This is a genomic window from Candidatus Tectomicrobia bacterium (assembly GCA_016192135.1).
GTDB lineage: Bacteria > UBA8248 > UBA8248 > UBA8248 > UBA8248 > 2-12-FULL-69-37.
Window position 1 is genome coordinate 172,161 of record JACPUR010000038.1, and the last position, 25,996, is coordinate 198,156.

At 68.1% G+C, this 25,996-nt stretch carries 26 protein-coding genes; 7 read left to right on the top strand and 19 right to left on the bottom strand.

From position 1 onward, the window contains the following. Window positions 1-89: 89 nt before the first annotated feature. Window positions 90-1,142 (bottom strand): isocitrate/isopropylmalate dehydrogenase family protein, encoded by a 1,053-nt coding sequence (locus HYZ11_16480; GenBank protein ID MBI3129205.1) that lies wholly within the window; start codon window positions 1,140-1,142, stop codon window positions 90-92. A gap of 371 nt (window positions 1,143-1,513) precedes the next feature. Here HYZ11_16480 and HYZ11_16485 point away from each other — a divergent pair, with 371 nt between their 5' ends. Next, window positions 1,514-2,611 carry an Ldh family oxidoreductase gene (locus HYZ11_16485; protein MBI3129206.1) on the top strand — a complete coding sequence of 366 codons (1,098 nt, stop codon included), beginning with the start codon at window positions 1,514-1,516 and terminating at the stop codon, window positions 2,609-2,611. A 228-nt stretch (window positions 2,612-2,839) separates the two neighbouring features. Here the strand turns inward: HYZ11_16485 and HYZ11_16490 are convergent, their stop codons facing one another. The 12 genes from HYZ11_16490 to ilvC form a co-directional block, all read right to left on the bottom strand. After that, window positions 2,840-3,523, bottom strand: a complete 684-nt coding sequence (locus HYZ11_16490) for a TlpA family protein disulfide reductase (protein MBI3129207.1) — start codon at window positions 3,521-3,523, stop codon at window positions 2,840-2,842. A 2-nt stretch (window positions 3,524-3,525) separates the two neighbouring features. Continuing rightward, a complete protein-coding gene (locus HYZ11_16495) occupies window positions 3,526-4,257 on the bottom strand; it encodes a TlpA family protein disulfide reductase (GenBank protein ID MBI3129208.1) in 732 nt (243 codons plus the stop codon). A 27-nt stretch (window positions 4,258-4,284) separates the two neighbouring features. Then, window positions 4,285-4,797: a cytochrome c-type biogenesis protein CcmH gene (locus HYZ11_16500; GenBank protein MBI3129209.1), complete on the bottom strand. Its 513-nt coding sequence runs from the start codon at window positions 4,795-4,797 to the stop codon at window positions 4,285-4,287. Further along, window positions 4,794-4,928 (bottom strand): CcmD family protein, encoded by a 135-nt coding sequence (locus HYZ11_16505; protein ID MBI3129210.1) that lies wholly within the window; start codon window positions 4,926-4,928, stop codon window positions 4,794-4,796. Before HYZ11_16505 ends, HYZ11_16500 begins: the two co-directional genes overlap by 4 nt. 1 nt (window position 4,929) lies before the next feature. Continuing rightward, the gene (ccsA, locus tag HYZ11_16510; GenBank protein ID MBI3129211.1) at window positions 4,930-5,628 is read right to left on the bottom strand and encodes a cytochrome c biogenesis protein CcsA; all 699 of its coding nucleotides are present in this window, start codon (window positions 5,626-5,628) and stop codon (window positions 4,930-4,932) included. 119 nt (window positions 5,629-5,747) lie between these two features. Continuing rightward, window positions 5,748-6,404 carry a heme exporter protein CcmB gene (locus tag HYZ11_16515; protein ID MBI3129212.1) on the bottom strand — a complete coding sequence of 219 codons (657 nt, stop codon included), beginning with the start codon at window positions 6,402-6,404 and terminating at the stop codon, window positions 5,748-5,750. Between the two features lie 29 nt (window positions 6,405-6,433). Continuing rightward, the gene (locus tag HYZ11_16520) at window positions 6,434-7,129 is read right to left on the bottom strand and encodes an ABC transporter ATP-binding protein (GenBank protein ID MBI3129213.1); all 696 of its coding nucleotides are present in this window, start codon (window positions 7,127-7,129) and stop codon (window positions 6,434-6,436) included. A gap of 5 nt (window positions 7,130-7,134) precedes the next feature. Further along, window positions 7,135-8,103, bottom strand: coding sequence for a hypothetical protein (locus HYZ11_16525; GenBank protein MBI3129214.1), 969 nt, complete (start codon window positions 8,101-8,103; stop codon window positions 7,135-7,137). Further along, a complete protein-coding gene (locus HYZ11_16530; protein ID MBI3129215.1) occupies window positions 8,100-8,720 on the bottom strand; it encodes a zinc ribbon domain-containing protein in 621 nt (206 codons plus the stop codon). The genes HYZ11_16525 and HYZ11_16530 overlap by 4 nt, the downstream gene beginning before the upstream one ends. Before the next feature lie 3 nt (window positions 8,721-8,723). Then, window positions 8,724-10,751, bottom strand: a complete 2,028-nt coding sequence (locus tag HYZ11_16535; protein ID MBI3129216.1) for a heme lyase CcmF/NrfE family subunit — start codon at window positions 10,749-10,751, stop codon at window positions 8,724-8,726. Window positions 10,752-10,834: 83 nt separating this feature from the next. Further along, window positions 10,835-11,290 (bottom strand): cytochrome c maturation protein CcmE, encoded by a 456-nt coding sequence (locus tag HYZ11_16540; protein ID MBI3129217.1) that lies wholly within the window; start codon window positions 11,288-11,290, stop codon window positions 10,835-10,837. Between the two features lie 184 nt (window positions 11,291-11,474). Then, on the bottom strand, window positions 11,475-12,503 hold the full coding sequence (gene ilvC, locus HYZ11_16545) for a ketol-acid reductoisomerase (GenBank protein MBI3129218.1): 1,029 nt from the start codon (window positions 12,501-12,503) through the stop codon (window positions 11,475-11,477). A 259-nt stretch (window positions 12,504-12,762) separates the two neighbouring features. Between ilvC and HYZ11_16550 the strand changes: the two genes are divergently transcribed. After that, complete coding sequence (locus tag HYZ11_16550; GenBank protein ID MBI3129219.1) at window positions 12,763-13,806, top strand: ABC transporter substrate-binding protein; 1,044 nt, start codon at window positions 12,763-12,765, stop codon at window positions 13,804-13,806. 87 nt (window positions 13,807-13,893) lie between these two features. Here the strand turns inward: HYZ11_16550 and HYZ11_16555 are convergent, their stop codons facing one another. Next, window positions 13,894-15,294: a fatty acid desaturase gene (locus HYZ11_16555; GenBank protein MBI3129220.1), complete on the bottom strand. Its 1,401-nt coding sequence runs from the start codon at window positions 15,292-15,294 to the stop codon at window positions 13,894-13,896. Window positions 15,295-15,626: 332 nt separating this feature from the next. On the opposite strand from HYZ11_16555, the gene HYZ11_16560 reads away from it, so the two are divergent. Both HYZ11_16560 and HYZ11_16565 read left to right on the top strand, forming a co-directional pair. Further along, entirely contained in the window at window positions 15,627-16,511 is an 885-nt protein-coding gene (locus HYZ11_16560) for an alpha/beta hydrolase (GenBank protein MBI3129221.1), read from the top strand. A 240-nt stretch (window positions 16,512-16,751) separates the two neighbouring features. Further along, window positions 16,752-17,516 (top strand): SDR family oxidoreductase, encoded by a 765-nt coding sequence (locus HYZ11_16565; GenBank protein ID MBI3129222.1) that lies wholly within the window; start codon window positions 16,752-16,754, stop codon window positions 17,514-17,516. Between the two features lie 6 nt (window positions 17,517-17,522). Here HYZ11_16565 and HYZ11_16570 read toward each other — a convergent pair whose 3' ends face one another. The 4 genes from HYZ11_16570 to HYZ11_16585 form a co-directional block, all read right to left on the bottom strand. After that, entirely contained in the window at window positions 17,523-18,119 is a 597-nt protein-coding gene (locus HYZ11_16570) for a hypothetical protein (protein ID MBI3129223.1), read from the bottom strand. A 16-nt stretch (window positions 18,120-18,135) separates the two neighbouring features. Continuing rightward, on the bottom strand, window positions 18,136-19,203 hold the full coding sequence (locus HYZ11_16575; protein MBI3129224.1) for an NADH:flavin oxidoreductase/NADH oxidase: 1,068 nt from the start codon (window positions 19,201-19,203) through the stop codon (window positions 18,136-18,138). Between the two features lie 94 nt (window positions 19,204-19,297). Next, window positions 19,298-20,086, bottom strand: coding sequence for an SDR family oxidoreductase (locus tag HYZ11_16580; protein ID MBI3129225.1), 789 nt, complete (start codon window positions 20,084-20,086; stop codon window positions 19,298-19,300). A gap of 219 nt (window positions 20,087-20,305) precedes the next feature. Beyond that, a complete protein-coding gene (locus tag HYZ11_16585; protein ID MBI3129226.1) occupies window positions 20,306-21,550 on the bottom strand; it encodes a threonine synthase in 1,245 nt (414 codons plus the stop codon). A gap of 495 nt (window positions 21,551-22,045) precedes the next feature. On the opposite strand from HYZ11_16585, the gene HYZ11_16590 reads away from it, so the two are divergent. From HYZ11_16590 to HYZ11_16600, 3 genes are all read left to right on the top strand, one after another. Continuing rightward, window positions 22,046-23,095, top strand: a complete 1,050-nt coding sequence (locus tag HYZ11_16590; GenBank protein MBI3129227.1) for an Ldh family oxidoreductase — start codon at window positions 22,046-22,048, stop codon at window positions 23,093-23,095. Then, entirely contained in the window at window positions 23,092-24,033 is a 942-nt protein-coding gene (locus tag HYZ11_16595) for an inositol monophosphatase (GenBank protein ID MBI3129228.1), read from the top strand. The genes HYZ11_16590 and HYZ11_16595 overlap by 4 nt, the downstream gene beginning before the upstream one ends. 699 nt (window positions 24,034-24,732) lie before the next feature. Next, the gene (locus HYZ11_16600) at window positions 24,733-25,701 is read left to right on the top strand and encodes a DUF4062 domain-containing protein (protein ID MBI3129229.1); all 969 of its coding nucleotides are present in this window, start codon (window positions 24,733-24,735) and stop codon (window positions 25,699-25,701) included. A gap of 150 nt (window positions 25,702-25,851) precedes the next feature. Here HYZ11_16600 and HYZ11_16605 read toward each other — a convergent pair. After that, window positions 25,852-25,996 (bottom strand): ergothioneine biosynthesis protein EgtB (locus tag HYZ11_16605; GenBank protein MBI3129230.1); only part of this gene is annotated, 145 nt, incomplete at its 5' end.

A 25,996-nucleotide genomic window follows, 5' to 3' on the forward strand; every position in this document is an offset into this window, starting at 1 on the left:
TATCACCCATTGACCGAACAGGGACGAACACGAGGTTCGCCCCTACAGCGGCCATTCCGCTGCCCTCCGGCCGCCGCCGATTCCCCCCCCTACACCCTCACCTTCTTCCGCACCGCCTCCCCGACAGCCCGGGTGTTGAGCTTCCCGCCCAGGTCCCCGGTGCGCTCGCCCGCCGCGATGGCCTCCTCGACGGCCCGGCGGATGGCCTCGCCTCCCTTCAGGCAGCCCAGGTGGTCCAGCATGAGGGCCCCGGTCAGGATGGCCGCCATGGGGTTGGCGATGCCCCGCCCGGCGATGTCGGGGGCGGTGCCGTGGACGGGCTCGAAGAAGCAGGTGGTTTCCAGGTTCAGGTTGGCCGAGGGGGCGAGGCCGAGCCCCCCCACCAGGCCCGAGGTGATGTCGCTCAGGATGTCGCCGTACATGTTGTTCGTCACCATCACGTCGAAGTGCCCGGGGTGCTGGATAAGCTCCATGGCCACGGCGTCGATGTGCTTGGCCTCGGACTCCACTCCGGGGAAATCCGCCCGCACCTCCTCGAACACCCGGCGCCAGATGCCCCCGGCGTAGCGCAGGCCGCTGGCTTTATCCGCCATGGTCACTTTCTTCCGGTTGTGGCGCTGGGCGAAGACGAAGGCCGAGCGGATGACCCGCTCCACCCCCTTGTAGGTGTGGATCTCCTCCTGGAGGGCCACCTCGTCCTTGGTGCCCTGCTTGAAGAAGCCGCCCACGTTCACGAAGAGGCCCTCGGTGTTCTCCCGGAAAACGACGTGGTCGATGTCCCCCGCCTTCTTGCCCTTCAGCGGGCTCAGGTCCTCGTGGTAGAGGCGGCAGGGGCGGATGTTGGCGTAGAGGTCGAGCCCGAAGCGGATTCCCAGGAGGATGTGCTCCTGCACGACGGGCCCCTTGACCTTGGGGTGCCCTCCGACCGCGCCGTGCAGGATGGCGTCGAACTTCTTGAGGGTCTCGCAGCCGTCCTCGGGCATGGCCCGCCCCTCGCGGAGGTAGCGCTCGCTCCCCCAGTCGAGCTGGGTGAACTCGACCGGGAAGCCCGCGGCCTCCGCCGCCGCCTGGATGGTCTGCTCCGCCTCGGGGACCACCTCCTGCCCGATGCCGTCCCCCCGGATCACCGCGACCTTGGCCATGCGGGAACGCTCCTCCCCCGTGCTGCCCCGGCGGGCCGCCCGCGCGCGGGAGGCGCCGTCCTCCGATTCGATGCCTCACCATATACCGGGACGCGCGCCCTCCGCCACGCGCGGGGGGGCTGCCGGATATTCTTCGCAGCGACAATTAAAACGTAGGGGCGGCCCCCCCTCCCGAACCGGCAGGCCGGTTCGGGGACCCAAGGGATCGGCCGCCCAGGGCAGGCACGGGGGCCTGCCCCTACGGGTTGTCATTCCGAACGGAGCTTCGCCCCTTTTCAGCGGTCCGGAATTCGCCTATCTTTCCGGGATTCCGTCACCAGGCGGCAGGCAACCCCCTTTCATGCGGCACCCGCGCGAGGAGGCGATCCGCGATGGTCGAAACCGGCCCTCTCCCCCCCGGCACCCTGCGCTTCCCCCCGGACGTGATCCACTCCTTCATCACCTCGGCCTTCCGGACGGTGGGGGTGCCCGAGGCGGACGCGCGCCTGGTGGCCGACGTCCTCGTCAGCGCCGACCTCCGGGGCATCCGCAGCCACGGGGCGGCCCGCATCAACTTCTTCCTCGTGCGGCTGGAGCGCGGCCTCATCAACAAGAACCCGCGGATGAAGCTTGAGTCCCACTCCGACACCACGGCCGTCCTCGACGCGGACAACGCCATCGGCATCATCGCCTCGAACCGGGCGATGGAGGAGGCCATGGCGCGCGCCGAGCGGCACGGCTCGGGCTTCGTCGCCGTGCGGAGCAGCAGCCACTTCGGCTTCGCGGGCCATTGGGCGAAGAAGGCGATGGACCGGGGCTACATCGGCATCAGCATGAGCAACGGCGGCCGCCGCACCACCCCCACCTTCGGGGACGAGCCCCTCTTCGGCACCAACCCCATGAGCGTCGCCATCCCCGGCGGGCCGGGCGGCACGCCCTTCTACCTGGACATGGCCACCGCCGTGGTCGCCGCCGGGAAGGTGGAGACCGCCCTGCGCGAGGGCCGCCCCATCCCCAAGGGCTGGGTGCCCAGCTCCTACGGCCCCCCACGCCTGGACGAGCGGAGCATCCTCCTGCACGACGTGCCCTTCCTCCCCCTGGGCGGGGAGGACCCCGAGCTCGGCGGCCACAAGGGCTACGGCCTCTCGCTCATGGTGGAGCTCCTGTGCAGCCTCCTCTCCGGCTCGGACCTCGACGCCCGCATCGCCGGGGCCTCGGGCGAGGGCACGCCCTCCACGGGCCACTTCATGGGGGCCATCAAGATCTCGGGCTTCCGGGACCCCAAGGTCGTCTTCGCCCAGATGCAGAAGACCTTCGAGCGCATCCGCGCGTCCAAGAAGGCGGCCGGCCGCGACCGCATCTACATCCACGGCGAGCCCGAGGCCATCGCCGAGGAGGAGAACCGCCGCACCGGCGTCCCCATCACCCCGGCCATCATGGAGCAGCTGCGCAGGCTGAACGGCCGGCTGCGGCTGGGGTTCGAGCTGTAGGGGGAGAGGCGGATTCAGTTGCCGTTTAGCCGAATGAAGCCATGATAGGTTTGGATGTCATCCTGAGCAAAGCGAAGGATCTCGGTGTGCAGGTTCGATCGGACAAACCGAGATTCTTCGCGCCTTCGGCGCTCAGAATGACAGGCGGGGGCGCCTCTCCCCAAGGGCCGTGGAAGACATCGTCGCGGCGGGACTTCAAGCACGGCAAAACCTGTGGGGTCTGCTATTTCAGGGCTTTGCCTGCGAGGCCTTCGGCGCGGCCTGGGCCGGGCCGCCCGCCGGGGCGTTGCGGAGCATCTGCTCGACGAAGGAGATGACCTCGGGGCTGTCCCACTTGCGGGCCCCGATGATCTTCTCCACGAGCCGCCCCTGGGGGTCCACGAAGAAGCTCTCGGGCACCCCGGTGGTGCGGTAGAGCTTCTTGATCTGGCCCCGGGGATCGAGGGGGATCGGGAAGGTCAGCTTGAAGCGCTCCACGAACTTCTGCACGGCGTCGGCCCCGAGGGCGTCGATGCTCACCCCGAGGATCTCGAAGGGCTGGCCCTTCTCCTTCATCCGGAGGTAGAGGTTCTGGAGCGAGGGCAGCTCGTCGATGCAGGGCGGGCACCAGGTGGCCCAGATGTTCACCAGCACCACCTTCCCCCTGTAGTCGGCCAGGGAGATGGCGCCGCCGCCGAGGGCGGGGAAGGTGAACTCCGGGGCGGGCGCCCCGAGGGCGACGATGGGCCCCTCGTCCTTCTTCTCGGGGGGCTTGTTGAGCCACCCGTACAGGCCCCAGAGGAAGGTCGCCAGGATGGGCGCCAGGATGAAGGCCAGGGCCATCCGCTTGGCGCGCCGCTCGCCGGCGGCGCTTCCCGCCTTCTCCCGGCCCTCCGTCTCCCCGGGCTTTTCCGCCGTCTTCAGCCGCTCCATCGCTACCCTCTCCTGCCATCTTTCCGGGGGGGGGCGGCGGCCGTGCCGCTCCGTTTCGGCGCTTTTCCGCCCAGCAGATGCTCGATCAGGGCGCGCGCGGCGGGGCTGTCCCATTCCCGCGAGCCCATTCCCCAGGCGATGATCCGGCCCTCGCGGTCCACCACGTAGGTCGTGGGAAGGGCCCGGATCTGATACGTGTTCTTCACGTCATGGGCCGGGTCGAGGACGATGGGGAACGTCAGCTTCAGCTTCTCCGCGAAGCCCCGCACCTCGTCGATCTTCCCCTGGTCCACCGAGATGGCCACGATATCGAGCCCCCGGTCCTTGAACTCCGCGTAGAGGCGCTCCATGGCGGGCATCTCGCGGACGCAGGGCGGGCACCAGGTGGCCCAGAAATTCAGGAGCACCACCCTTCCGCGGTGCTGGGAGAGGGTGTGGTTCTGGCCCTCGGGGGTGCGGAGGAAGAAGTCCGGCGCCGCCGCCCGCTGGGGCTGGGAGAGCATGGACATCTTCGAGAAGACGTCGAGGGTCTCGGGCGGGAGGGCCGACCCCTTCTGGAACTTGAGGAGAAGGGAGCCGACGCGGTCGAGATTGGCGTAGCCCCATGCCAGGAGCGGGAGGAGCGCCAGCAGGAGGACGAGGGCCACCCATCCCCGCGCGCGCCGGCGCCTCGACCTGCGGCGGCCCAGGCCCTCCACGTTGTCCGCCAGGATCAGCTTCGGCGTGAATCCCATCTTCCTCGGCCTCATTCGGGGGCCCCGCTAGTTCCCGAAATCCTTCAACTCGCGCCGCAGGCGGTCCTCGAGAGGGTCTTCTCCCCCTCCCGCGCCCGCCTCTTCCTTTTCCGCCGGACGCTCCCGGCGCGCCCGGCCCCGCGCCGTCCACGCCCGCACCATCACGATCACCACGCCGAAGCCGGCGATGAGCCCCGCCAGCGGCAGGAGCCAGGCCGTGAGCAGGAAGCCCTCGGCCGGCGGCTGGGGCAGGACCGAGATCCCATATACATCAACAAAGTAGCGGACGATTTGTTCCTTCGTCTCGCCCGCCACCACCTTGCGGCGGACCAGCTCGCGGAGCTGGGCCCCCTCGGCGCTCGGGCAGTCGTGCAGGAGCTTGCCCGGGCACACGGGGCTCATGATGGCCCCCGTCACCTCGTCCACCGTGGTCTTGGGCTCCACGAAGGCCTTGGGCTCGGCGGCCCAGGCCCCCGGGGCGGCGAGGAGGAGCATTCCGCCCAGAAAGGGCGCCAGGAGGAGCCGGCCCGGAAACCTCATCCCCTGTCCTCTCGCGGCGGCCGGGACCGCCCGAGCTCGCGGCTCAGGCGGGCGCTGCGCTCCCACAGCGTCCACCAATAGTACCCGATGCCGATGATCGTGACCGCGTAGGCCGCGGCGACGTATCCCATGTCAGCCTCCCGCGCCGGCGTGCGCGGCCTCGGCCCGCGCCTGCAGGCGCTCGATGGCCGTCCGCTTCCGGACGAAGTAGATGAAGAGCAGCGTGAAAGCCAGCAGGCAGCTCCACAGCGCCACGTGCATGGTGGCCGGGAGCTCGCCCATCCCCCCCCTGCGCAGCACCACCGGGCCCGGGTGCAGCGTCCGCCACCACACCACCGAGAGATGGGTGATGGGGACGTTGATGAACCCCGCGATGCCCAGCACGGCGGCGAAGCGCGCCCGCTGGTCCGGGTCGGTCATGTAGGCCCGCAGCATCAGGTAGCCCACGTAGATGAGCCAGAGGATGAGGGAGGTCGTCAGGCGCGGGTCCCAGGTCCACCACACCCCCCAGATGGGCCGCGCCCAGATGGGCCCGGTGATGAGGACCAGGGTGGCGAAGAGCACCCCCACCTCGGCGCAGGCGTGCGCCCGGATGTCGTCGTTCTCCCCCCGCCAGGCGAGGTAGCGCACCGAGAAGATGAAGACCAGGAAGAACGCGAAGAAGGCGATCCAGGCGGCCGGCACATGCACGTAGAAGATGCGCTGGGGCGGCCCCTGGAAGCGGTCCGTCCCGGCGATGAAGAGCCCGGCGTAGATGCCGAAGACGAGGAGAGCCGCCGCCGCCAGGCCCAGCCAGCGATCCCTGCCCTCGTCCTTGGCGGCGAGGATCAGCAGCAGGGCCGCCGCTCCGGTGACGCCGAGGAACAGACCCGCGTCGCTTCCCACCCCTCATCCTCCCCCGGAACCGATCTGATGCAAAAACTTAAGTTTCACCGGAAAAAACATTGAAATCAATCGGCTATAACGAACTCGAAAGCCAGCGCCGATGCTATCACGAACATCACGTCGTACACAACGAGGAGGCGCACCCAGTCTCCCGCGTCCGCCCATCCCCGCCCCCCCAGGAAGGCCGCCGTCCCCTTCACGGCCGCGATCAGCACGGGGACCAGGAGGGGGAACATGAGCACCGGGAGAAGCACCTCCCGCGTCCGGGTGCGCACGCTCATGGCCGCGAAGAGCGTGCCCACCGCCGCGATCCCCACCGTGGCCGCCCCGGCGACCAGGGCCAGCTCGAGGGCCGCCTGGCCCACCGGCGCCCGGTAGAGGACCGCCAGGGCCGCGAACCCGGCCGCCTCCATCCCCGCCATCAGGATAAGGATCGAGGCCATCTTCCCCAGGAAGAGCGCCGCGGGCTCGGCCGGGCTCAGCCGCATCATGGTGAAGCCCTCGCTCTCCCGCTCCACCCCCATGGACCGCGAGAGGCCCACCACCGAGGCGAAGAGGAAGGCCACCCACAGGATGCCCGCCTGCACCGCGCCCGGCTCGCCGCTGGGGCCGCCCTCGGGGCCGAAGGCGAAGCTGAAGAGGGCCAGGACAAGCAGGGAGAAGACGAGCATGATGACGAAGCTCTCCTTCGCCCGCCGCTCCAGCCGGAGGTCCTTCTCCACGACCGCCCACACCACTTCCAGGAACCGGCTCAGGCCGCCCCCTCCCGCGCCGCGGCGCCCTGAAGGACGCTCCGGAACGCCCCCGCCTCCCCGGCGGGCACCCGCATGGCCACCCGCCCCCCGGCCAGCAGGGCCGCCTCCTTGGCGATGGCGCCGGCCCGCTCCGGATCGTGGGTCGTGAAGACGAGGAGGCGCTTCCCGCCGCCCATGTAGCCGTTCACGAGGCGCTCGAGGCGGTCCGCCGCCCGCACGTCCAGGCCCGAGAAGGGCTCGTCCAGGAGGAGGACGTCCGGGGCGTGGAGGAGGGCCCGGCAGAGGGAGGCCCGCTGGCGGAGCCCCTGGCTCAGGTAGCGGACGGGCTCGTCCAGGCGCTCGGCCAGGCCGAGCCATTCGCCCACCTCCTCGATCCGCTCGGCGCGGCCCTGGCGCGGCAGGCCGAAGAGCTTGGCCGCGAACTCGAGGTTCTCCCGGAGGGTCAGGGAGGGGTACAGGAGCGGGTCGTGGCCCACGAGGCCGATCCGGCCGCGGTCCGGGGCGGCGCCGTCGAGCCTCACCTGCCCCGCCGTGGGCCGGAGCAAGCCGGCCAGCATCTTGAGGAGGGTGGACTTGCCCGCTCCGTTCGATCCGAGGAGGGCCAGGGAGCAGCCCCAGGGCATGGCCAGGTTGACTTCTCTCAGGGCCCAGCGCCAGCCGTAGCGCCGGCTCAGGCCCGCGGCCTCGAGCATCGGGGTCACCCGCCCGAGAGTTCGCGCAGGCGGGCGAAGCGCGGGCGGCGCTCCCGGCCGTGCTCGCCGGGCGAGATATTGCCCTGGGCCAGGCGGTCGTCCAGGGCGGCGATCTGGCGCAGCAGCGCCTCCCGCTCCACCCGAAGGGAGAGCGACTGGTTCCGCCGCCCTCTCACCCAGAGGGCCACCCCCCCACCCACGAGCAGGAAAGCGCCTCCCGCCGCGTAGAACATCCAAAGCTCCCCGCCCGAGGCGGGCGCCTGGATGTGGAAGCGGACGGTGGAGCCGGCCTTGGCGGGGCCCAGGAAACGTTCGTACTGCCGCTCCTGGAAGGTGACGGGGTCCTGGGGGGTGAATCCCGTGGCCGAGGCCTGGACGCGGTCCTTCTCGTAGAGGAGGACGAAGTTCTCGGTCCCGTAGAGGAGGGGTTTCTCGACAGTGATGCCGCCGTACTCATCCGCCAGCTTGTAGAGGTAGACCACCATCTTCCGCCCGGGCGGGATGGGCTCCGTGGTGCTGATCTCGGAGCCCATGGCCTTGAGCAGGCTCGGGTCCAGGCCGTGCGGCGCGGCCTCCATCCGGGCGTCCGGATTGCGCACGTTGCTGCTCCGCGCGAGGGCGAGGCGCATGGTGGGCGACCCGTCCTTCGAGACGACGGTGGCCTTCCCCTTGTTCTCGAAGTCGAGAAGCTCCATGACCTCGTAGAAACCCTTGTCCAGCCGCACGAAGATCAGGTGCCGGAACAAGACGATGGAGGACGTGTCGAAGCTGGTCGGGCCCTCGATTTTCTTGCCGGCTTCGGGCGCCGGGGGAGCTCCCTGCGTCTGGGTGGAGCCGCCGGGGGCGGCGCCGGGAAAAGCGGCGGCGGGCGGAAGGGAGGCCGCGAGAAGCACCCCCAGGAGAAGGGCCGCCGCCATGGCGGGAAGGAAACCGGGCGGCACGCGGCGCATGAGGGCGCGGGAGAACGGGGTCATTTGAGCTTGAACCCGCAGGCGGCGCAGAAGTTGTGGCTCTCCCCGGCCTTCGCCCCGCAGGAGGGGCAGAACCGGGCGGCCGACGCGGCCCTCGGCTTGGCCGCTGGCCGCGGGGCGGGCTTGGGGGCGCCCTCGGCGGGCTTCACCTTGCGGTAGGCGAGGATCTCCTCCTCCAGCCGGGCGTCGAGCGAATCTTCCGCGCTTTCCTCTTCTTCATCTTCCTCCCCGGCCGCCTCGGCGCCCGCCGCGAACTGTTCGGCCGCGAGGCCGGCCTCGCGCTCATCGATCCGAACCGGGACGGCGCCTTCCTCCACCCCTCGCGCCTCGAGCTTGCGGAGCACCTCCAGCGCCCGGGCGCGGGCTCCCTCCATCATCTGGGCGAAGTCCTCGTCCGAGAGCTTCCCCATCTGCCGGTCGAACTCGATGTCCATGATGCTCTTGTAGGCCTGATCGCGCTCCAGGAGCAGGCGCGTGATCTCGTGCTCGCGCGTCTCGCGGCCGTTCGCATCGGGCAGGACGCTCCCGGCGTCCTCGGGAGGCCGGACCAGCGGCCAGACCGCGTACAGGAACGAGGACGCCACGGTGAGGCCCACGATGCCGGTGGTCAGGATTTCCACGGGCTACTCCGCCGCCGCGGGCGTGGGGGACTTGTCCGGGGCACGGTAGTCCCCCTCGCTTCCGTAGGCGGAAGGGAGAGCCCGCCGCCTCCGGCCCCAGCGCTCGGGGAAGAAGCATATCAGGGAGCCCAGCGTGAAGATGATGCCTCCCATCCAGACCCAGTTGAGCAGGGGATTGATCATGAAGCGGAAGGTGGCCCCGTCCTCGCCGGCCTCGGCGAAGACGGCATAGATGTCCGAGGCGAAGCCGCGCCGGATGCCCGCCTCGGTGGTGGGCTGGGGCGGGGTGAAGTAGAGCCGCTTCTCGGGCTCGATCTCGCCCATCCGGCGGCCCCCCTGGTAGACGGCCAGCTTGGCGAAGGCCGAGGTGTACTGGGAATTCCGCGTCTCCCGCAGGCCCTCGAAGCGGAGCCGGATGCCGTTCATGGAGAAGCTCTCGCCGGGACGCAGGCGCACTTCGCCCACCTGCTGGTAGGCCGAGGAGGCCGCTATCCCGATGAAGAGGATGGCCATCCCCAGGTGGACGATGTAGCCCCCGAAGCGGCGCTTGTTGCGCATGGTGAGCTCCCAGAAGGCCGTCCAGGCGTTCTCCCCCTGATGCCGCACCCGCGCGGAGACGCCGCGGTAGTACTCGAGCCAGATGGTGGCGACCGAGAAGATGGAGAGGGCGATGGCGAGAACGGCGAAGACGTGCGTCACCCCGAAGAGGAGCAGGGTGGCCAGCCCCCCCGCCGCGACCACCGAGGGGTAGACGAAGCTCTTCTGGAACTGCTTGCCGGAGGTCCGGCGCCAGGCGAGGAGCGGGGACGCCCCCGCCAGGAAGATGAGGAGGATGGCGATGGGCACGTTCACCTGGTTGAAGAAGGGCGGGCCCACCGTCACCTTGATGCCCTTCACCGCCTCGGACACCACGGGGAAGATGGTCCCCCAGAAGACGGCGAAGGTCATCCCCACCAGGACCACGTTGTTGAGCAGGAAGCTCGCCTCGCGCGAGAAGAAGCTCTCCATCTCGTGCTCGCTCCTAAGGAGGGGGAGGCGCCAGATGACGAGCCCGAACGAGACGGCCAGGGCGATGGCGAGGTAGGCGAGGAACGCCCAGCCGAAGCTGCTGCTGGCGAAGGCGTGCACGCTCGAGATGATGCCGCTGCGGGTCAGGAAGGTGCCGAAGATGGTGAGGGCGTAGGTCATGATGATGAGGGAGACGTTCCACACCTTCAGCATCCCCCGCTTCTCCTGGATCATGACGGAGTGGAGGAAGGCGGTGCCGGTGAGCCAGGGCATCAGGCTCGCGTTCTCGACGGGATCCCACGCCCAGTAGCCGCCCCACCCGAGCTCCTTGTAGGCCCAGGCCCCGCCCAGCAGGATCCCGATCCCCAGGAAAAACCAGGCGAAGAGCGTCCAGCGGCGGGTGGAGGTGATCCAGTCGGTGTCGAGCTTGCCGCTCACCAGGGCGCCGATGCAGAAGGCGAACGGCACGGCGAAGCCCACGAAGCCCAGGTAGAGGTTGGGCGGATGGATCACCATCCCCCAGTCCTGGAGGAGCGGGTTGAGCCCCTTGCCGTCCGGGGGAGGCGTGGGCAGGGTCGCGAAGGGCGGGGTGATGAAGGCGAGGATGGTCAGGAAGAACAGCGCCGTCACCATGAGGGTGGCGGTCACGTAGGGCATCAGGACCTGGTTGCGGCCGCGGTTCTGGACGATGACGGTGAAGGAGAAGATGCAGAGCAGGAGCACCCAGAGGAGGAGGCTCCCCTCCTGCCCGCCCCAGAAGGCGCTGAAGCGGTAGAAGGCGTTCAGCTGGTTGTCGACGTGGCCGGCCACGTACTCGACGCGGTAGTCGCGAGCCAGGAGGAGCCACAAGAGGGCGATGCTCGCCGCCGTGACCAGGCCGAAGACGGCCATCGCGGCGTTGCGGCCCGCGAGGATGAAGTCGGCCCTCCGGCTGAGGCCCCCCCATACGGAGGCGATGACGCTGAAGATGGCCAGCACGAAGGCGGCCGTGATGCCGTAGCTGCCGAGCTCGATGAAGAGCAAGGGGCTCTCCTGAAAGCGCGGAATTGGTAGGCGGGACCACGCCGCGCGCGAAAATAGTTACTTTTACTTGTGCGGGGAGCCCCTTATTCTTTCGTGGCCCGCTCGACCATCTTCTGGTGTTCCTGGGGGATGGCCTCGCCCTTCGCCTTCATCTCCTCGAATTTGGAGGGGCAGGCCACCATCAGGTTCTTGGCCACCAGGGTGCCGGACTCGTCCAGCTTGCCCTCGGCGATGACCGGGAAGCCGTTCTCCAGGAGGTCGGGAGGGACGCCCCGGTAGCTCACCGCCAGGGTCTGCTTCTCGCCCTGGAGGCGGAAAGCCAGTCCCATGGCCTGGGGATTTCGGGTGATCGTCTTGGGCACCACCTTCCCCTGGACGCGGATCCCCTGCCCGTTCAGCGAGGCCGCCTTCGTGGCCGCCTCGTCCACTGTCATGAAATAAACGAAATTGTCGCTGCGGAAGCCTGAAACGGCGAGATACAGGAACGCGCTGACGACCACGATACCTGCAATGATGAACTTGGCCCGCTGAGGGGTCATTCTCGTCTCCATCCTGCTGCCGGGGGGTTAAGGCCGACCCACCTTGGAATTTAAGATTATACCCTCCGAGAGAATCTTTCAAGACCGCGAAACCCGATTTGAGACATTTTCTTCCGATTTCTCACAACTGCTGATAAAACAGCGCCCCCGGGGGATCGGTTCCCGCCGGGGGCACCGCTTGAGGCTACTTCACCTCCCGCTCCTGGATCCAGGGCATCATGCCCCGCAGGCGGGCACCCACGATCTCGATGGGATGCTCCTTCTCCTTGCGGACGATGGTATTGAAGGTGGGCCGCCCCACCATGTTCTCGTTGATCCACTCGGAGGCGAACTTGCCCGTCTGGATGTCCTTGAGAATCTTCTTCATCCGCTCGCGGGTGCCCTGATCGATGATCACCTTGCCGCGCGTGATGTCGCCGTACTCGGCCGTGTCCGAGACCGAGTAGCGCATCATCGTGATCCCGCCCTGGTAGATCAGGTCGGTGATGAGCTTGACCTCGTGCAGGCACTCGAAATAGGCGCAGGCCGGCTGGTAGCCCGCCTCGACCAGGGTCTCGAAAGCCGCCCGGATGAGCTCGGTGATGCCGCCGCAGAGCACCACCTGCTCGCCGAAGAGGTCGGTCTCGGTCTCCTCCTCGATCGTCGTCTCGATGATCCCCGCGCGGGCGCAGCCCACCCCCTTGCCGTAGGCCAGGGCGTAGTCCTTCGCCTTGCCCGTGAAGTTCTGGAACACGGCCACCAGGCCCGGCACCCCGCGCCCGTCCTCGAACTGGAAGCGCATGGTGTGGCCCGGGCTCTTCGGGGCGATCATGAACACGTCGATGTTCTTGGGGGGGATGATCTGCCCGTAGTTCAGGTTGAAGCCGTGGGCCACGACGAAGGCGTCGCCGTCCTTCATGTGGGGCAGGATGTCGTTGCGCCAGATGGCGGGCTGGAGGTGGTCCTGGGTCAGCATGACCACCAGGTCGCCCGCCTTGGCCGCCTCGGCCGTCTCCATGACCTCGAGGCCGTCCTCCTCGACCTGTTTCCAGCGCGGCGACGTCTTTCGCAGCCCCACCACCACCTTCACGCCGCTGTCCTGGAGGTTCATCGCGTGCGCCCGGCCCTGGCTCCCGTAGCCGATGACCGCCACCGTGCGGCCCTTGAGCAGGTTCAGGTCCGCGTCGGCGTCGTAGTAGATTTTCAGGCCCTTCAGAAGCTCCTCCGCGTTCATTGCTTTCGTCCTCCTGGTTTGATCGGCTGTCCGCGCGGACCGGCGTGATCGAAAAGGCGCAGGGACCGCTTTGATTTTCCCGACATTCCCCGCCGTGAAAGGCTCCATACTCTAGGAGCGGCGGCGCGGGGCGTCAAGGCGGCGGCGCGGGGAACCGCCCGGCCCCGGAACGCCGCCTTGACACGCGCCCGGCGATGAAAGTCTTATTATTCGAGCGGCGCGCGCCCTCCCCGCCCGTCTTCCCGCACAGGAGGCCTTCATGCCCCCTCTCCCGCTCCTCCGGCGCCCGGCGGCGAGCCGCGCTCTCCGGCTGGCCGCCGTTTCCTTCCTCGTCCTGGCCGCCGCGGCCCCGGCCGCCGCCCAGGCGCCCAGGCCCGTCGCCCTTGCGCTGAACTGGCTGCCCGGGGGCGCCCACGTTCCCCTCTACTTCGGCCAGAGCGAGGGAATCTTTCGAAAGGCGGGACTGGACGTGACCCTCCGCCCCTCGCGGGGCAGCGCGGAGGCGCTCCGCGCCCTCGGCCAGGGGGCACAGTTCGCCCTCGCGGAGGCGGCCGAGGTATACGCCCAGCGGGCCGGGGAGGCCGGCGGCCTGGTGGGCATCCTGGCCTATTTCCCGCAGGGCGGGAGCGCGATCATCTCGCTCAGGCGCCCGGACCTCCAGCGCCTCCCCGATTTGGCGGGGAAGGTCATCGGCGCCCCCCACGCGTCCTATCCCCGGCTCCTCTTCCCCGAATTGCGCCTCGGCCCCGCGTTCGACCTGGGCCAGGTCCGCTGGCGGAACCTGTCACCGGACGAGCTGCTCCCGGCCCTGCTGGAGGGCAAGGTGGACGCCGTGGCCGCCTCGGCCCTCGTGGCGTCCCAATACCGGGCGGCGGCGGAGCTCGTGAAAAAGGACATCTCGGTGTTCCCCTACGCCGGGGCCGGCGTGAATCCCTACGGGCTCGTGCTGGTGACGACCGAAGATCAGATCAAGCGGGATTCCGCGCGGGTCCGCGCCATGGCCGCGGCCGTGGCCCACGCGGCGGCGGCCGCCCTGTCTCGTCCGGGGGATGCCCTGCGGGCCTTCCAGAAAGAGAACCCCGCCTCGCCCCCCGCCCGCAGCGCGTCGGAATGGGAGGAGGCGGCGAAGCTCATCCGGCCCTCCGCGCGCCCCGCGGGCCTGGGCCGCTTCGACGGCGCCCGCCTGGAGGAGTTCCAGGCCCTGATGGCGAAGCTCCTCGACCGGCGGCTCGACGTGCCCATCGGAAGCGTGTTCACGAACCGCTTCCTCCCGGGCCCGGCCCCCACTCCCCCCAAGTCCTAGCCTTCGCCCGAAACGCGAAAGCAAAAGGGGCCGGCGGCTCCCGCCGCCGGCCCCTCCATTCTTCCCGGGCGAAAGCCCGCCTCTCCGTCAGAGGGCGGAACTGATGATGGGCCGGCTGATCCCCTTGAAGGCGACCGCGATCTGCTCGGCCGCCTGGGTCGCGGCCTCGGCCGCCTCCTGGGCGAGGATGCGGCTTTGCTCGGCCGCGTGGCGGGCGGAATCGGCCGCGCGGTCCTTCGCGGCGGAGGCGTAGGCGCTGGCCTGGGAGGCGAATTCGCCCGCCTCGGCGGCGGCGTACTTGGCCTTCTCGACGGCCGCCATGGCCAGGTCCTTCGCCGTCTCCAGCATCTGACGGACCTGCTGGTCCATCTTCTCCACCGCCTCCTGGCGCCGGTGGCGGAGGGCCTCGCCTGCGTGCCGGAGGGCGTCCTCGACCGCCTCCCTGGCCTCCTGCGCGGACCGCATGGCCCGCTCGTAAGCCTCCGCGGCGGACGCCATGACGGGCACGTTCACCGGGAGGGTCGGATCCGTCTGGGTATGGAGGACGGATTCACGCTCCCTCGCCCGCTCGTCGGCCAGCCGGAGGGCCTCGGCATCCACCATGATGTCCACCCGGCGGGCGACGACGCTCCTGCGCGGCTCCATGATCTGCCACGCGAGGCCCAGCCGGCCCAGGAGGCAGATGGCCCAGTAGGTCACGTCGATCTCGAACCAGCGCTGCCCGTGCCGGGCCGAGCGCTGATCGGCGTGGTGGTTGTTATGCCAGCCCTCGCCGAAGGAGATGAGGGCCACCCACCAGTTGTTCGTGCTGTCCTCGTCGGTCTTGTAGTTGCGGTAGCCCCACAAATGGGTGGCCGAGTTCACCAGCCAGGTGCCGTGCCACAAGGCGACCGTGCGGAGAAAAACGCCCCAAACCAGCCAGGAAAGGCCCAGCCCCCCGTAAAGCTCCCCCGCCGCGTACACGAGGACGGCGGTCAGGAGGTACAGGAGGAAAAAGTAACGATCCAGGAAGCGCTGGACCGGGTCGCGGTCCAGGTCCTTGGCGAAGCGGCTGTACTCCTCGTAGGTGGTCGCCCCCGGCGTGTCCACGAACAGCCAGCCCATGTGGGCCCAGAGGAAGCTCACCAGGGGGCTGTGGGGATCGGGCTCGTCGTCCGCCTCCTTGTGATGGATGCGGTGCAGCGCCGTCCACGAGATGGGGCCGCTCTGCAGGGCCTGGGAGGCGCAGAAGGTGAGGAAGTATTCCATCCACTTATAGGTCTGGAAGCTGCGGTGGGTGAGCAGCCGGTGGTAGCACAGGGTGACCCCGAACATCCCCGTCATGATGTAGAAAACGCCGAAAATCGCCAGGCCCGAGGTGCTGTAAAGGTCCGGCCGCAGGGCCAGCAGGGCGCCGGCATGGATGAGGGCGATGACGGTCACCGTCCCCCACTGGATGTGACGCTCTTCCTTGCGGTGGATGGCCAGCTTCCGCCGCCCCGATTCCATGGTCGAACTCAAGAGCCGGTTCCTCCAAACAATATTGTTCGAATGCGCAAATACGCGAGAATCCCCCTCACTCGCTTCTCCTGACAACTTTGGCGGCTCGCGCCATCAAGAAAATTGAGGGGCGGATATCCTTTGCCTGTATCCGGGGGGTTACCACTTCCCTCGGTGAGGAATTTATCTTGAGTCACTTGAGGAAAATAATCAAGTCTTTTATTTTCGGACACTTTTATCCGCTTGATGCCGGCGGTCCGCGCCCCCGGTGGGGGCCCGCGTTGTCATTTCCGCCGAACTGACATAAGAAACCGTGAACGATCCACCTTCCGGAGGCTCGCATGCCCGACATCCAGGTGAATGGGGTCCGCCTCAACTACGAGAGCCACGGGGCGGGAACGCCGCTGGTCTTCGTCCACGAGTTCGCGGGCGGCCAGAAGAGTTGGCTCGACCAGGTGCGCTTCTTCGGCCGCCGGTACAAAGTGGTGACCTACAACGCCCGCGGCTACCCCCCCTCCGAGGTCCCGCCCGACCCCGCCCAGTACAGCCAGGACATCGCCGTGGACGACCTGGCCAGCGTCATCCAGGGCCTGGGGCTCGCCCCCGCCCACGTCGTGGGGCTCTCCATGGGGGGCTACGCCACCCTGCACCTGGGGCTGCGCTACCCCGAACTCGCCCGCTCCCTCGTGGTGGCCGGCTGCGGCTACGGCTCGGTGCCGGACCGGCAGGAGGCCTTCCGCCGGGAGGCGCTCGAGGCCGCCCGCCGCTTCGACGAGGACTTCGCCGGCTTCGCCGCCGCCTACACGGCGGGCCCCACCCGCCTCCAGCTCGAGCGCAAGGACCCCATCGCCTACAGGCGGTTCGTCGAAGGCTTCCGGGAGCACTCCCCCAAGGGCTCGGCCAACACCATGCGCGGGGTCCAGAGCCGCCGCCCCTCGGTCTACTCGCTGGAGGAGGGCCTCCGGAGGATGAACGTTCCCACCCTCATCCTCAGCGGGGACGAGGACGAGCCCTGCCTCGACCCGGGGCTCTTCCTCAAGCGGACCCTCCCGATGGCGGCCCTCATCACCTTCCCGAACGCGGGCCACCTCATCAACCTGGAGGAGCCGGCCCTGTTCAACCGGACGGTGCTGGACTTCATCACCGAGGTAGACGCGGGGCGCTGGCCCGCCCGCGACCCCCGCACCAAGACCCAGGCGGCGCTGTTCCAGGAAAAGAAAGGCTGATTGTGGCATCCAAACACGTTGTTGACTTGGCTTTCCCCTCTCCCCTCGGGAGAGGGTGGAGCATCCAAGCGGTGGCCGCTTGGATGCTCCGGGCGAGGGAGGCCCGGCACCGCTGTCCCTCACCCCCGCCCCTCTCCCGGAGGGAGAGGGGAGAAAAGCTGGCGGGAACGCACTGAGGACCAGGCGCATGAGTGGACAACCAGTTTAGGCTTCACACCTTAATTCCCGGGGAGAGACGAGATGCCGGGCAGGATGCTGGAAGGCGTGCGGGCCGTCGTGACCGGGGGCTCCTCCGGCATCGGCGCGGCCATCGCGCGCCGGTTCGCTTGCGAGGGGGCCTCCCTTTGGGTGGCCGGGGGAGCGAACGCCGAGGGCATGAAGGCCGCCGTCGAAGCCTGCAGGAAAGAGGGCGCGAAGGCCGGCGGGAAGAGCTACGACTTCGGCCGGGCGGCGCAGGCCGGGGAGGCGGTGCGCGAGGGGGCGGCCTTCCTCGGCGGGCTCGACGTGCTGGTGAACTGCCACGCCACCCGCTGCCACAAGCCCCTCGTCGAGTTCACCGACGAGGACATCGACCGCCTCTACGAGGTGAACGCCAAGTCCGTCTTCATCGCCTCCCGGGAGGCGGCCAAGATCATGCTCCCGCAGGGCAAGGGCCGCATCCTCATGATCGGCTCCATCGACGGCATCCGGGGCGTGCCCGGCAACGCCCTCTACGGCGCCACCAAGACCTCGATGCACAACATGGCCAAGGCCTTCGCCGTGGAATTGGGGCCCAAGGGCATCCGCGTCAACTGCCTGGCCCCGGGGACGACCGAGAGCGAGCGCGTCAAGATCACCCACGCGAACCGGCCCGAGTACGCCGCCTCGAAGCTCCCCAACATCCCCGCCCGGCGCTTCGCCCAGCCCGAGGAGATGGCCGCCCTGGCCGCCTTCATGGTGTGCGGGGAGAACGATTTCATGAACGGCACGGTGGTGGTGAGCGACGGGGGCGTGCTGGCGGTGTGAGGGCCGTCAGGGGGTGATCGCCAGCTCCTTGAGCTCGTTGTCGCCGCCCAGGGGCTTGCCCTCGAAGTCGAGCACCCGGGCGAGGATCTTGCCCGCGCAGTTCATCTCGCGCTCGCCGAAGGCGTAGATGTCCTGGAAGCTGTCCTGGGGGACCTTCGGGCCCAGCGGGGCGGCGATGCCCACCGCGAGGAACCCCTGGCCCTGGGGAGAAAGCGAGAAGTCCGCGAGCCGCTTCGAGACCTCCCCCCAAAAGGAGGCCCAGCCCTGCGTCCTGAGCCGGGGGCTCACGTAGAGCTTGGGGCTCCCCTTCCCGTAGCAGCTCCCCACCCGCTCGATGACCACGAAGGCCACCCGCCCCGTCTCCAGCCGGAGCCGGCTGAAGAAGTAGATTACCCGCCTGCCGTTCCCGTCCTGGGGAAGCTGGGCGAGGGTGACGGAAGAGCGGTCTCCCACCGGCTCGGCGCAGGCCGCGCCGGGGCGCTTCAGGCAGAAGGTGGTCTCGAGAACGGAGGTCGCGGCCTGGGCGCCGGGGGCGGCGAGGAGGCCCATCAGGAGCGCCCCCAGGCCCGCGAGGGCCGCCGCGCGAAGCCGCCGAGCCCTCATTCCCGCCCCCGTCCTTTCAATGGGCCCGGTGGTACGGGTCCGGGACGTAGGCCCATTCCTTGTGCCCCAGCGACGCCGCCGCCCGCTGCGGCCAGTAGGGGTCGCGCAGCATCTCGCGCGCGATGAAGACCACATCCGCCTCCCCGTTCCGCACGATCTGGTCCGCCTGCCAGGGCTGGGTGATCATGCCGACGGTGCCCGTGAGGACGCCGGCGGCCCGCCTCACCTCGCGCGAGAACTCCACCATGTAGCCCGGGCCGGCGGGGATCTTGGCCTTGGGCGTCCCCCCGCCGCCGCTGCAGTCGATGAGATCCACGCCCTCGTCCTTGAGGGTCCTAGCGAGCTCGATGGTCTCGGGGAGGGTCCAGCCTCCCTCCATGAAGTCGGTGCAGGAGAGCCGGATGCCCAGGGGCCGGTCGTCCGGCCAGGCGGCGCGCACCTCGCGGACCGTCTCCACGGTGAAGCGTATGCGGTTCTCGAAGCTCCCGCCGTAGGCGTCGGCCCGCTGGTTCGACAGGGGGGAGTGGAAGCTGTGGATCAGGTAGCCGTGCCCCCCGTGGATCTCCAGCCACTCGAAGCCCGCCTCCTTGGCCCGCCGGGCGGCCTCGCCGAAGGCCTTCTGGACGGAGCGGATTTCCTCCACCGAAAGCGGCTTGGGCACGGGGGCGTTCTCGCCGAAGGGGATGGGGCTCGGCCCCACGATCTCCCAGGCGCCCTCCTCCTTGGAGAGGAAGTGCCCGCCCTCCCAGGTCCGGGCCTGGCTGGCCTTGCGGCCCGCGTGGGCGAGCTGAATGGCCGCCACAGCCTTGTGCTCCTTCACGAAGCGCGCGATGCGGGCCAGGGGCTCGACGTGCTCCTCGGACCAGATGCCCATGCAGCCGTGGGTGATCCGGCCCCGGCGCTCGACGCCCGTCGCCTCCACCATGACCAGGCCCGCCCCGCCCACGGCGCGGGAGCCCAGGTGGACGAGGTGCCAGTCCGTCGCCTTCCCTTCGACCGAGCTGTACTGGCACATGGGGGAGACGGCGATGCGGTTGCGCAGGGTCGCCCCGCGCACCGGGAGCTTATCGAACAGATGAGGCATTTCTTTTAACCCCTTGATTTTCCGCGTTCCCCTGGGCAGGGGAGTTCAATGGCCCCCCCGCACGGCGCCGCCCATGTTTTCCGCCCGGCTTGCCTCAGGGCGTGCCGCGGCGGCCGCCCCCGTCCATGTAGATGGAGCTCCCGAAGACGTAGGTGCAGACGTCCGAGGCGAGGAAGGCCGCCACGTTCGCCACCTCCTCGGGCTCGCAGATGCGCCCCGCGGGGGTCCGCTTGCCCACCGCCGCCAGGATCTCCTCGACGTTCTTCCCCTCCTTCTTGGCCTGGGCCTGCAGGAGGTCGCGCGCCCGCTGGGTGTTGGTCATGCCCGGGCAGATGGTGTTGACCATGATGCCGTCCGGGGCGGCGGCGTCCGAGAGGGCGCGGGTCATGTTGAGGACGGCGATGTTGGCGAGGCTCGTGGGGATGTTCCCGCGCGCGGGGCTCGCCCCGGCGCCCCCGGCGATGTTCACGATGCGGCCCCACCTCTGCTTCTTCATGTGGGGGATGGCGAGCTGGGAGAGGCGCAGGTAGCCGAAAGACTTGAGCAGCAGGGCCTCCTCGATGATGTCCACCGGAAGATCGAGGATGTCGCCCCCGCGCGCGGCGCCGGCCGAGTTGATGAGGATGTCCACCCCGCCGAACTTCGAGACGGCCGAGTCCACCACCTTCTTGCAGCCGTCGAGGGAGGTCAGGTCCGCCGGGACCGGCATCCCCTCCCCGCCCGCCGCGTTCACTTCCTTCGCCACGTCTCCCAGGAGCTTCTCGTCCCGGGCCGTGACGCAGACGCGCGCGCCTTCCTTGGCCAGCGCCAGCGCGCAGCACCGGCCGATGCCCCGGCTCGCCCCGGTCACGATCGCCCGCTTCCCCTTCAAGCCCAAATCCATGGATGGCTCCTCATGGAAGGGCCGCGCATCTCCGCGCGGCCGGATAGGCATCCCCCCCGGCGCGGAAGAAAGAGCCCCGCTTGCGGGCCTCCTCCTCCGGGGGCAGCTTGCCCATACGCACATCTATCCCCTCAGAGAGGGGGTAAAGATTATTTCTCCATGAAAACTCGATCGGTGGTCAAGGTTCCGGCGCGGAATTCCGCGGACGGGCACTCCCGATCATCGCACCTTCACGTCCTTCGCGCCCAGGGGGTCCACCACCGGGGCGTCGACGGGGATCAGGTCCGCGTACTTGAGGCCGGTGGCCGTGTTGAAGACCACGACGCGATCCTGGCGCCCGAGGTCGCCGCGCTCCCGAAGGAGCCGGAGAGCGGCGACGCAGGCCCCGCCCTCGGGGCAGAGGAGGAGCCCCTCGGCCGCTCCAGCCTCCCGCTGTGCCGCGAACATGGCCTCGTCCGGGACGGCCACCGCCGTCCCCCCGCTCTGCCGGATGGCCCGCAGGCACAGGAAATCGGCCAGCACCCGTGGAACCCGCAGCCCCGAGGCGTGGGTGCTCGGATGCTCCCAGAGCGAGGCCGCCTCCGCCCCCGCCTCGAAGGCGCGGACCAGCGGGGCGCACCCCTCGGCCTGGACCGAGATCATGCGCGGCCGGCGCGGGCCGATCCAGCCCAGCGCCTCCAGCTCGGCGAAGGCCCGCCACATGGCCACCAGGCCCGTCCCGCCGCCTGTAGGGTAGACGATGGCGTCGGGGACTTCCCCTCCCAGCTGTTCGACCAGCTCGTAGGCCATGGTCTTCTTTCCCTCGACGCGGTAGGGCTCCTTGAAGGTGGAGAGGTCGAACCATCCCTTCTCGGGCGCCCGCCGGGCCACGATCTCCCCGCACTGGTGGATGAAGCCCCGCACCACAGTGACCTCCGCCCCGGCCAGGGTGCACTCCACCTTGTGGACGGCGGGCGCATCCACGGGCATGTAGATGTGGGCCCGCAGGCCCGCCCGGGAGGCGTAGGCCGCGGTCGCCCCCCCGGCGTTCCCCGCCGTGGGGATGGCCACCTCCCGCGCCCCCAGCAGGCGCGCCATGGTGAGGGCGGCGGAGAGGCCGCGCGCCTTGAAGCTCCCCGTCGGGAGCTGGCCCTCGTCCTTGACGAGCAGGCGCGGCAGCCCGACCCGGGCGCCCAGGCGCGGCACCTCGAGGAGCGGGGTCATTCCCTCGCCCAGGCTCACGATGGCTTCCGGCGAGGGGGCGGGCAGGACCTCGTGGTAGCGCCACATCCCGGGGGCCCGCCGGGCGGCGGCCTCGGGCCTCAGGGTGCGCGCCGCGGCCTCCAGGTCGTAGCGGGCGAGGAGGGGCGCTCCCGCCGGGCTCAGGTTCCGCAGCCGGTCCGCCGCGAACCGTTCCCCCGTGCGGGCGCACTCGAGGTCCAGGAAGGCGGAGTAGCCTTTCACGACGCCGCTCTCGTGATTCATGCTTGCCCTCTGGCGGAGGAACGACTTGAATTCTCATCCGGTCATGGCGCACGGGTCTTGCGAATAGCCCTTTGAAGGACCCGACTTTATCACAAACCTTGATCCACCGCTCGCCGAGCTCCGCCAGGCGCGCGAGCAGCCAGGCTTCTCCTGGCGCCGCGGGCAGGAGGATGGGCAGACGGAACTCCCCCCCGCCAAGGTCCCGCGCCGTCCCTCCTTCCCGCCTGATCGCGGCGCATCTCCTTGAAGCGCCCCCGCGGTTGCGCTAGCTTGGGCCGGACATGATCCTTCCGTTCCATTTCGCCCGGCCGCCCGCCCTGCGCCGGAGCCGGGCTTGACCGGCGGCAAGGGGAGGGCCACGCCAGTCACCGCCATCACCGTGACACGCCGGACAAAGCAGCCGGCTTCCCGCCGGGAGGTGGACCGCGGCGCGCACGAGCGCCGGAGATTGGCCTTTCCCTCTCGCACTTCATATACGCGCTTCCGGAGGATCCGATGAGCCGCCGCATGCACCCCGAGGCCCTGGAGGGCTTCCTCGCCGCCGTTTTCCAGAAGCTCGGCCTCCCCGGGGGCGACGCCGCCTGGGTGGCCTCCACCCTGGTCCAGGCCGAGCTGCGAGGGGTATCGAGCCACGGCGTCATCCGCCTGCCGAACTACACCCGCCGCCTCGAGGCGGGCGCCGCCAACACCCGGCCCAACATCCGCGTCGAGAAGGACTGCGGCGCCCTCGCCCTCATGGACGGGGACAACGGGATTGGGCAGGTGGTCTCGCGCCGGGCGATGGAGGAGAGCATCGCCCGGGCCGATCGGCACAACGTGGGGCTCGTGCTCGTCAAGGAGAGCAACCACTTCGGGGCCGCCGCCACCTACGCCCTGATGGCCGCCGGGCGGGGGATGGCGGGCATCGTGACCACCACCACCATGAAGAACGTCGCCCCCCACGGCGCCCGGGCCCCCCTCATCGGGAACAACCCCATCGCCATCGCCCTGCCGGGAAATCCCCCTCTGTGCCTGGACATGGCGCTCAGCGTGGTGGCCCGGGGCTACGTGCTCCAGGCGGCCCGGGCCGGGAAGAAGATCCCCGAGGGCTGGGGCCTGGACTCGGAGGGGAAGCCCACCACCGACCCCAACGAGGTGCTGAAGAGCGCCCTCCTCTCCCCCATCGCCGGGCACAAGGGGAGCGGCCTCTCCATCCTCATCGACGCCCTGCTGGCCGGGCTCGCCGGCTCGAACTTCAGCCACCAGGTGAGGGAGGTGGGCGATTACTCGGGCCCGAGCGGGGTGACCCACCTCTTCCTCTCCATCAAGATCGAGGCGCTGGTCCCCCTGGCCGCCTTCCGCGCCTCGATGGACGCCTTCTGCGGCGTCCTCCGGGCCGCCCCCAGGGCCATGGGCGTCGAGCGCATCTGGATGCCGGGCGAGATGGAGCTCGAGAAGGAGCGCGAGCGCCGGGAGAAGGGCGTCCCCCTCCCGCCCGAGCGCCTGCAGGAGATGGCCGAGATCGCCGGGAGGCTGGGCGTCCCCATGCCGGAGGCGGTGGGATGAGCGATGCCCCCCGCCCCGAGGAGCTCGCCGCCTCCGCCGCCGAGTTCGCCCGGGGGGCGGGCGAGCTCCTCCTCGGCCTTTTCGGCAAGCGGGTCGAGGTCGAGTACAAGGACGCCGCCAAGACCGACCCCGTGAGCGAGGCCGACCTCGCCAGCCAGAACTTCCTCCAGCAGCGCATCCTCGGCCGCTACATCGGCCACGCCGTCCTCGGCGAGGAGAAACCCAAGGACGTGGAGGCGGCCCAGGCCGAGGGCGCCCAGATCGTCCCCGAGTACCTCTGGGTGCTCGACCCCCTGGACGGCACCAAGAACTTCCTGAACGGGCTCGCCGTCTGGGGATGCTCGGTGGGGGTCCTGCGCCGGGGCCGGCCCGTCGCCGGGGCCGTCTTCACCCCCGAGCCCCCGACCGTGGACTCGGCCGCCGGGGCCGGCGGCACCGTCTACCGCGCCTGGGAGGGCGGGGGCGCCTGGCGGGAGGAGCGCCCCATCCGGGTGGCCCCGGACGAGAAGCCCACCGGCCAGCGCATCTCGAGCCTCCCGGGCTCCTACCTCACCCAGTACCGCCCGACCGGGCCCCTCAAGCAGAGCGGCCTGGGCGAGGTGCGGGCGCCCGGCTCCATCGCCTACGAGCTCGCCCTCGTGGCGCGGGGCGGGCTCCACTTCGCCCTCTTCGGGGCCCCGAGTATCTGGGACGTGGCGGCGGGGGTGCTCTTGGTGAAGGAGGCGGGCGGGCTCCCCCTCATCCGCCGCGGCGGGTCCGACTATTGGGACCCCCTCGTCAACTTCTTCCCGGAGGAGGACGAGTCCCCCCGGACCCTCGACCTCGCCCGCAAGTGGCGGCGCGCCATCCTGGTGGGCAACCCCGGCGTGAGCCGCTTCCTCGCCCAGAATCTGAGGAAGGTGAACCGCCCCGGCCTCTGGTTCAGGCGGCGGCGGTAAAAAGGGGAATTACCCGGTATTATCGGCAACTAACCGCAATTACTTGCAACTTTTGGAACCTCCCCCCCTCATCGTCCCGCCGCGCCATTCGCTGAAAAAAGCCGTAATTCCCCGGGATTCCCCGGAAACTGCCGGAAAGACCCTTCTTCCCATCTCTAATCCCTACCTCGAAACCGGATTCCGTAGGGGCGGGTTTCAAACCCGCCCCTCCGGATGCGCGCGGCGCCCCGGCGCGGGTCCGCCCGAAGGGGAATATAGGAGGGAATGGGGAAAAGCCATTTACCGCAAATCGCAGCAAATGACGCCATTTTCGTGTGGGAATGTGAACACCATATGTTGTATGAAAACCCAATTTTGCACATCTTATCCACCATATTTTGTGCGATTTCCTCGCATTTCGCTTGATCTTCACCTACCAAAGGAATACATTTTCGAACAGATTAACTCGCCCAATGATAGAAGGAGACCATAGCGATGTCGAAGTCCTTTAAACCAGGACAGAAAGTTCCGTATTCAGGCCAAGCTGAAATTCTTGGACCTCGCGGTGGACGGACCGGTGAGGAGAGGACGGTCGTCAAGAACGAGCCTTTTCCTCCTACTCCCGAACCTGGCCAGACTTATCGAATCGTGGATCGAACAAGACATAACCCCAAGTAAGCTGGGTGATAAAAACCATTCCAGAAAGGACGACTCGAGGAGATGGCCAAGCCGAGGGTATTCATAAGTTCAACATTCTACGATCTGAGGCAGATCAGAGAAGACCTAGAAAGATTCATTAAAGAAATTGGGTTTGAATCCATCAGAAACGAAACAGGCACAATACCTTATGGTTCAGAAAAGGCTCCCGAAGAATATGCGTACCGTGAAATCGATCTCTGCGACATTGTAGTTTCAATAATCGGCGGGAGATTCGGAAGTGAATCTGCTGCCGATCAGCAATATTCGATATCACAGAAAGAATTGCAGCGGGCATTGGACAAAGGGATTCAGGTTTACATTTTTATAGAGAAAAATGTAAACGCTGAATTTCAAACCTATCAACTCAACAAGCGCAACTCTAGAATTAAGTACAGACACGTAGATAATCCTCAAATCTATGAATTCATCGAACAAGTACACAAATTACCCAAGAACAACCCTATTGCATCGTTTGAGGTTTCTCTCGATATAGTTGACTATCTAAGGAACCAATGGGCTGGACTATTTCAAGGATTACTGCAAGAAAGAAAAAGATTAGCTGAAGCCCAGATACTTTCCGACATGAAAGCAGTTTCAGGAACATTAAAACAACTCGTCACGTACCTTACCGAAGAACGAAAAAATAAAGATGGAGCGATCCAACAAATTCTAATTTCTAACCATCCCGCTTTTCAAAGATTCAGGGAGTTAACAAATACACCTTACCGTGTATTTTTTTCTAGCCTGGACGATCTGAATGCTTGGCTCAAGGCTCGTGGGTGGAAAGAGGTGTCCGGGGATGAATTAGATGTCGACAGTAAAATTGAGTGGATCCATGAGGATCGTGATGACTATCTCAAGCTAACTGAAAACATCTTCGATGAACACGGCAATCTCAAGATATACACGCAAAGTTCTTGGAAAGACGAATGGCTTTTCCTCCAGGCCCGAAGTCCCAAGAAGGTTGAAGACGATGACATCCCGTTCTGATGTTAAATAATTAACGTAGCCGATTTATATTCTTTGACGAAGCAACTCCATTTCCGCCCCCTTACGCCCCCGCCCTCCCCCTCAGCAGATCCCGGATCTCGGCGGGCAGCTCCTGATCCTCGCTCCGTGCGGGCGGAGGGGGGTCTCCGCCTATCGGGCGCACGTGCGGAACCCCGCGAAGATGTCGTTGCGGTAGGGCTGGAAAAAATTGCGGTACTGGTTGTTCGCCAGGCGGTAGCGGGTGGCCCAGGCCCCTCCCTTCAATACTTTCCGGTACCCGAACCAGGGGGCCGAA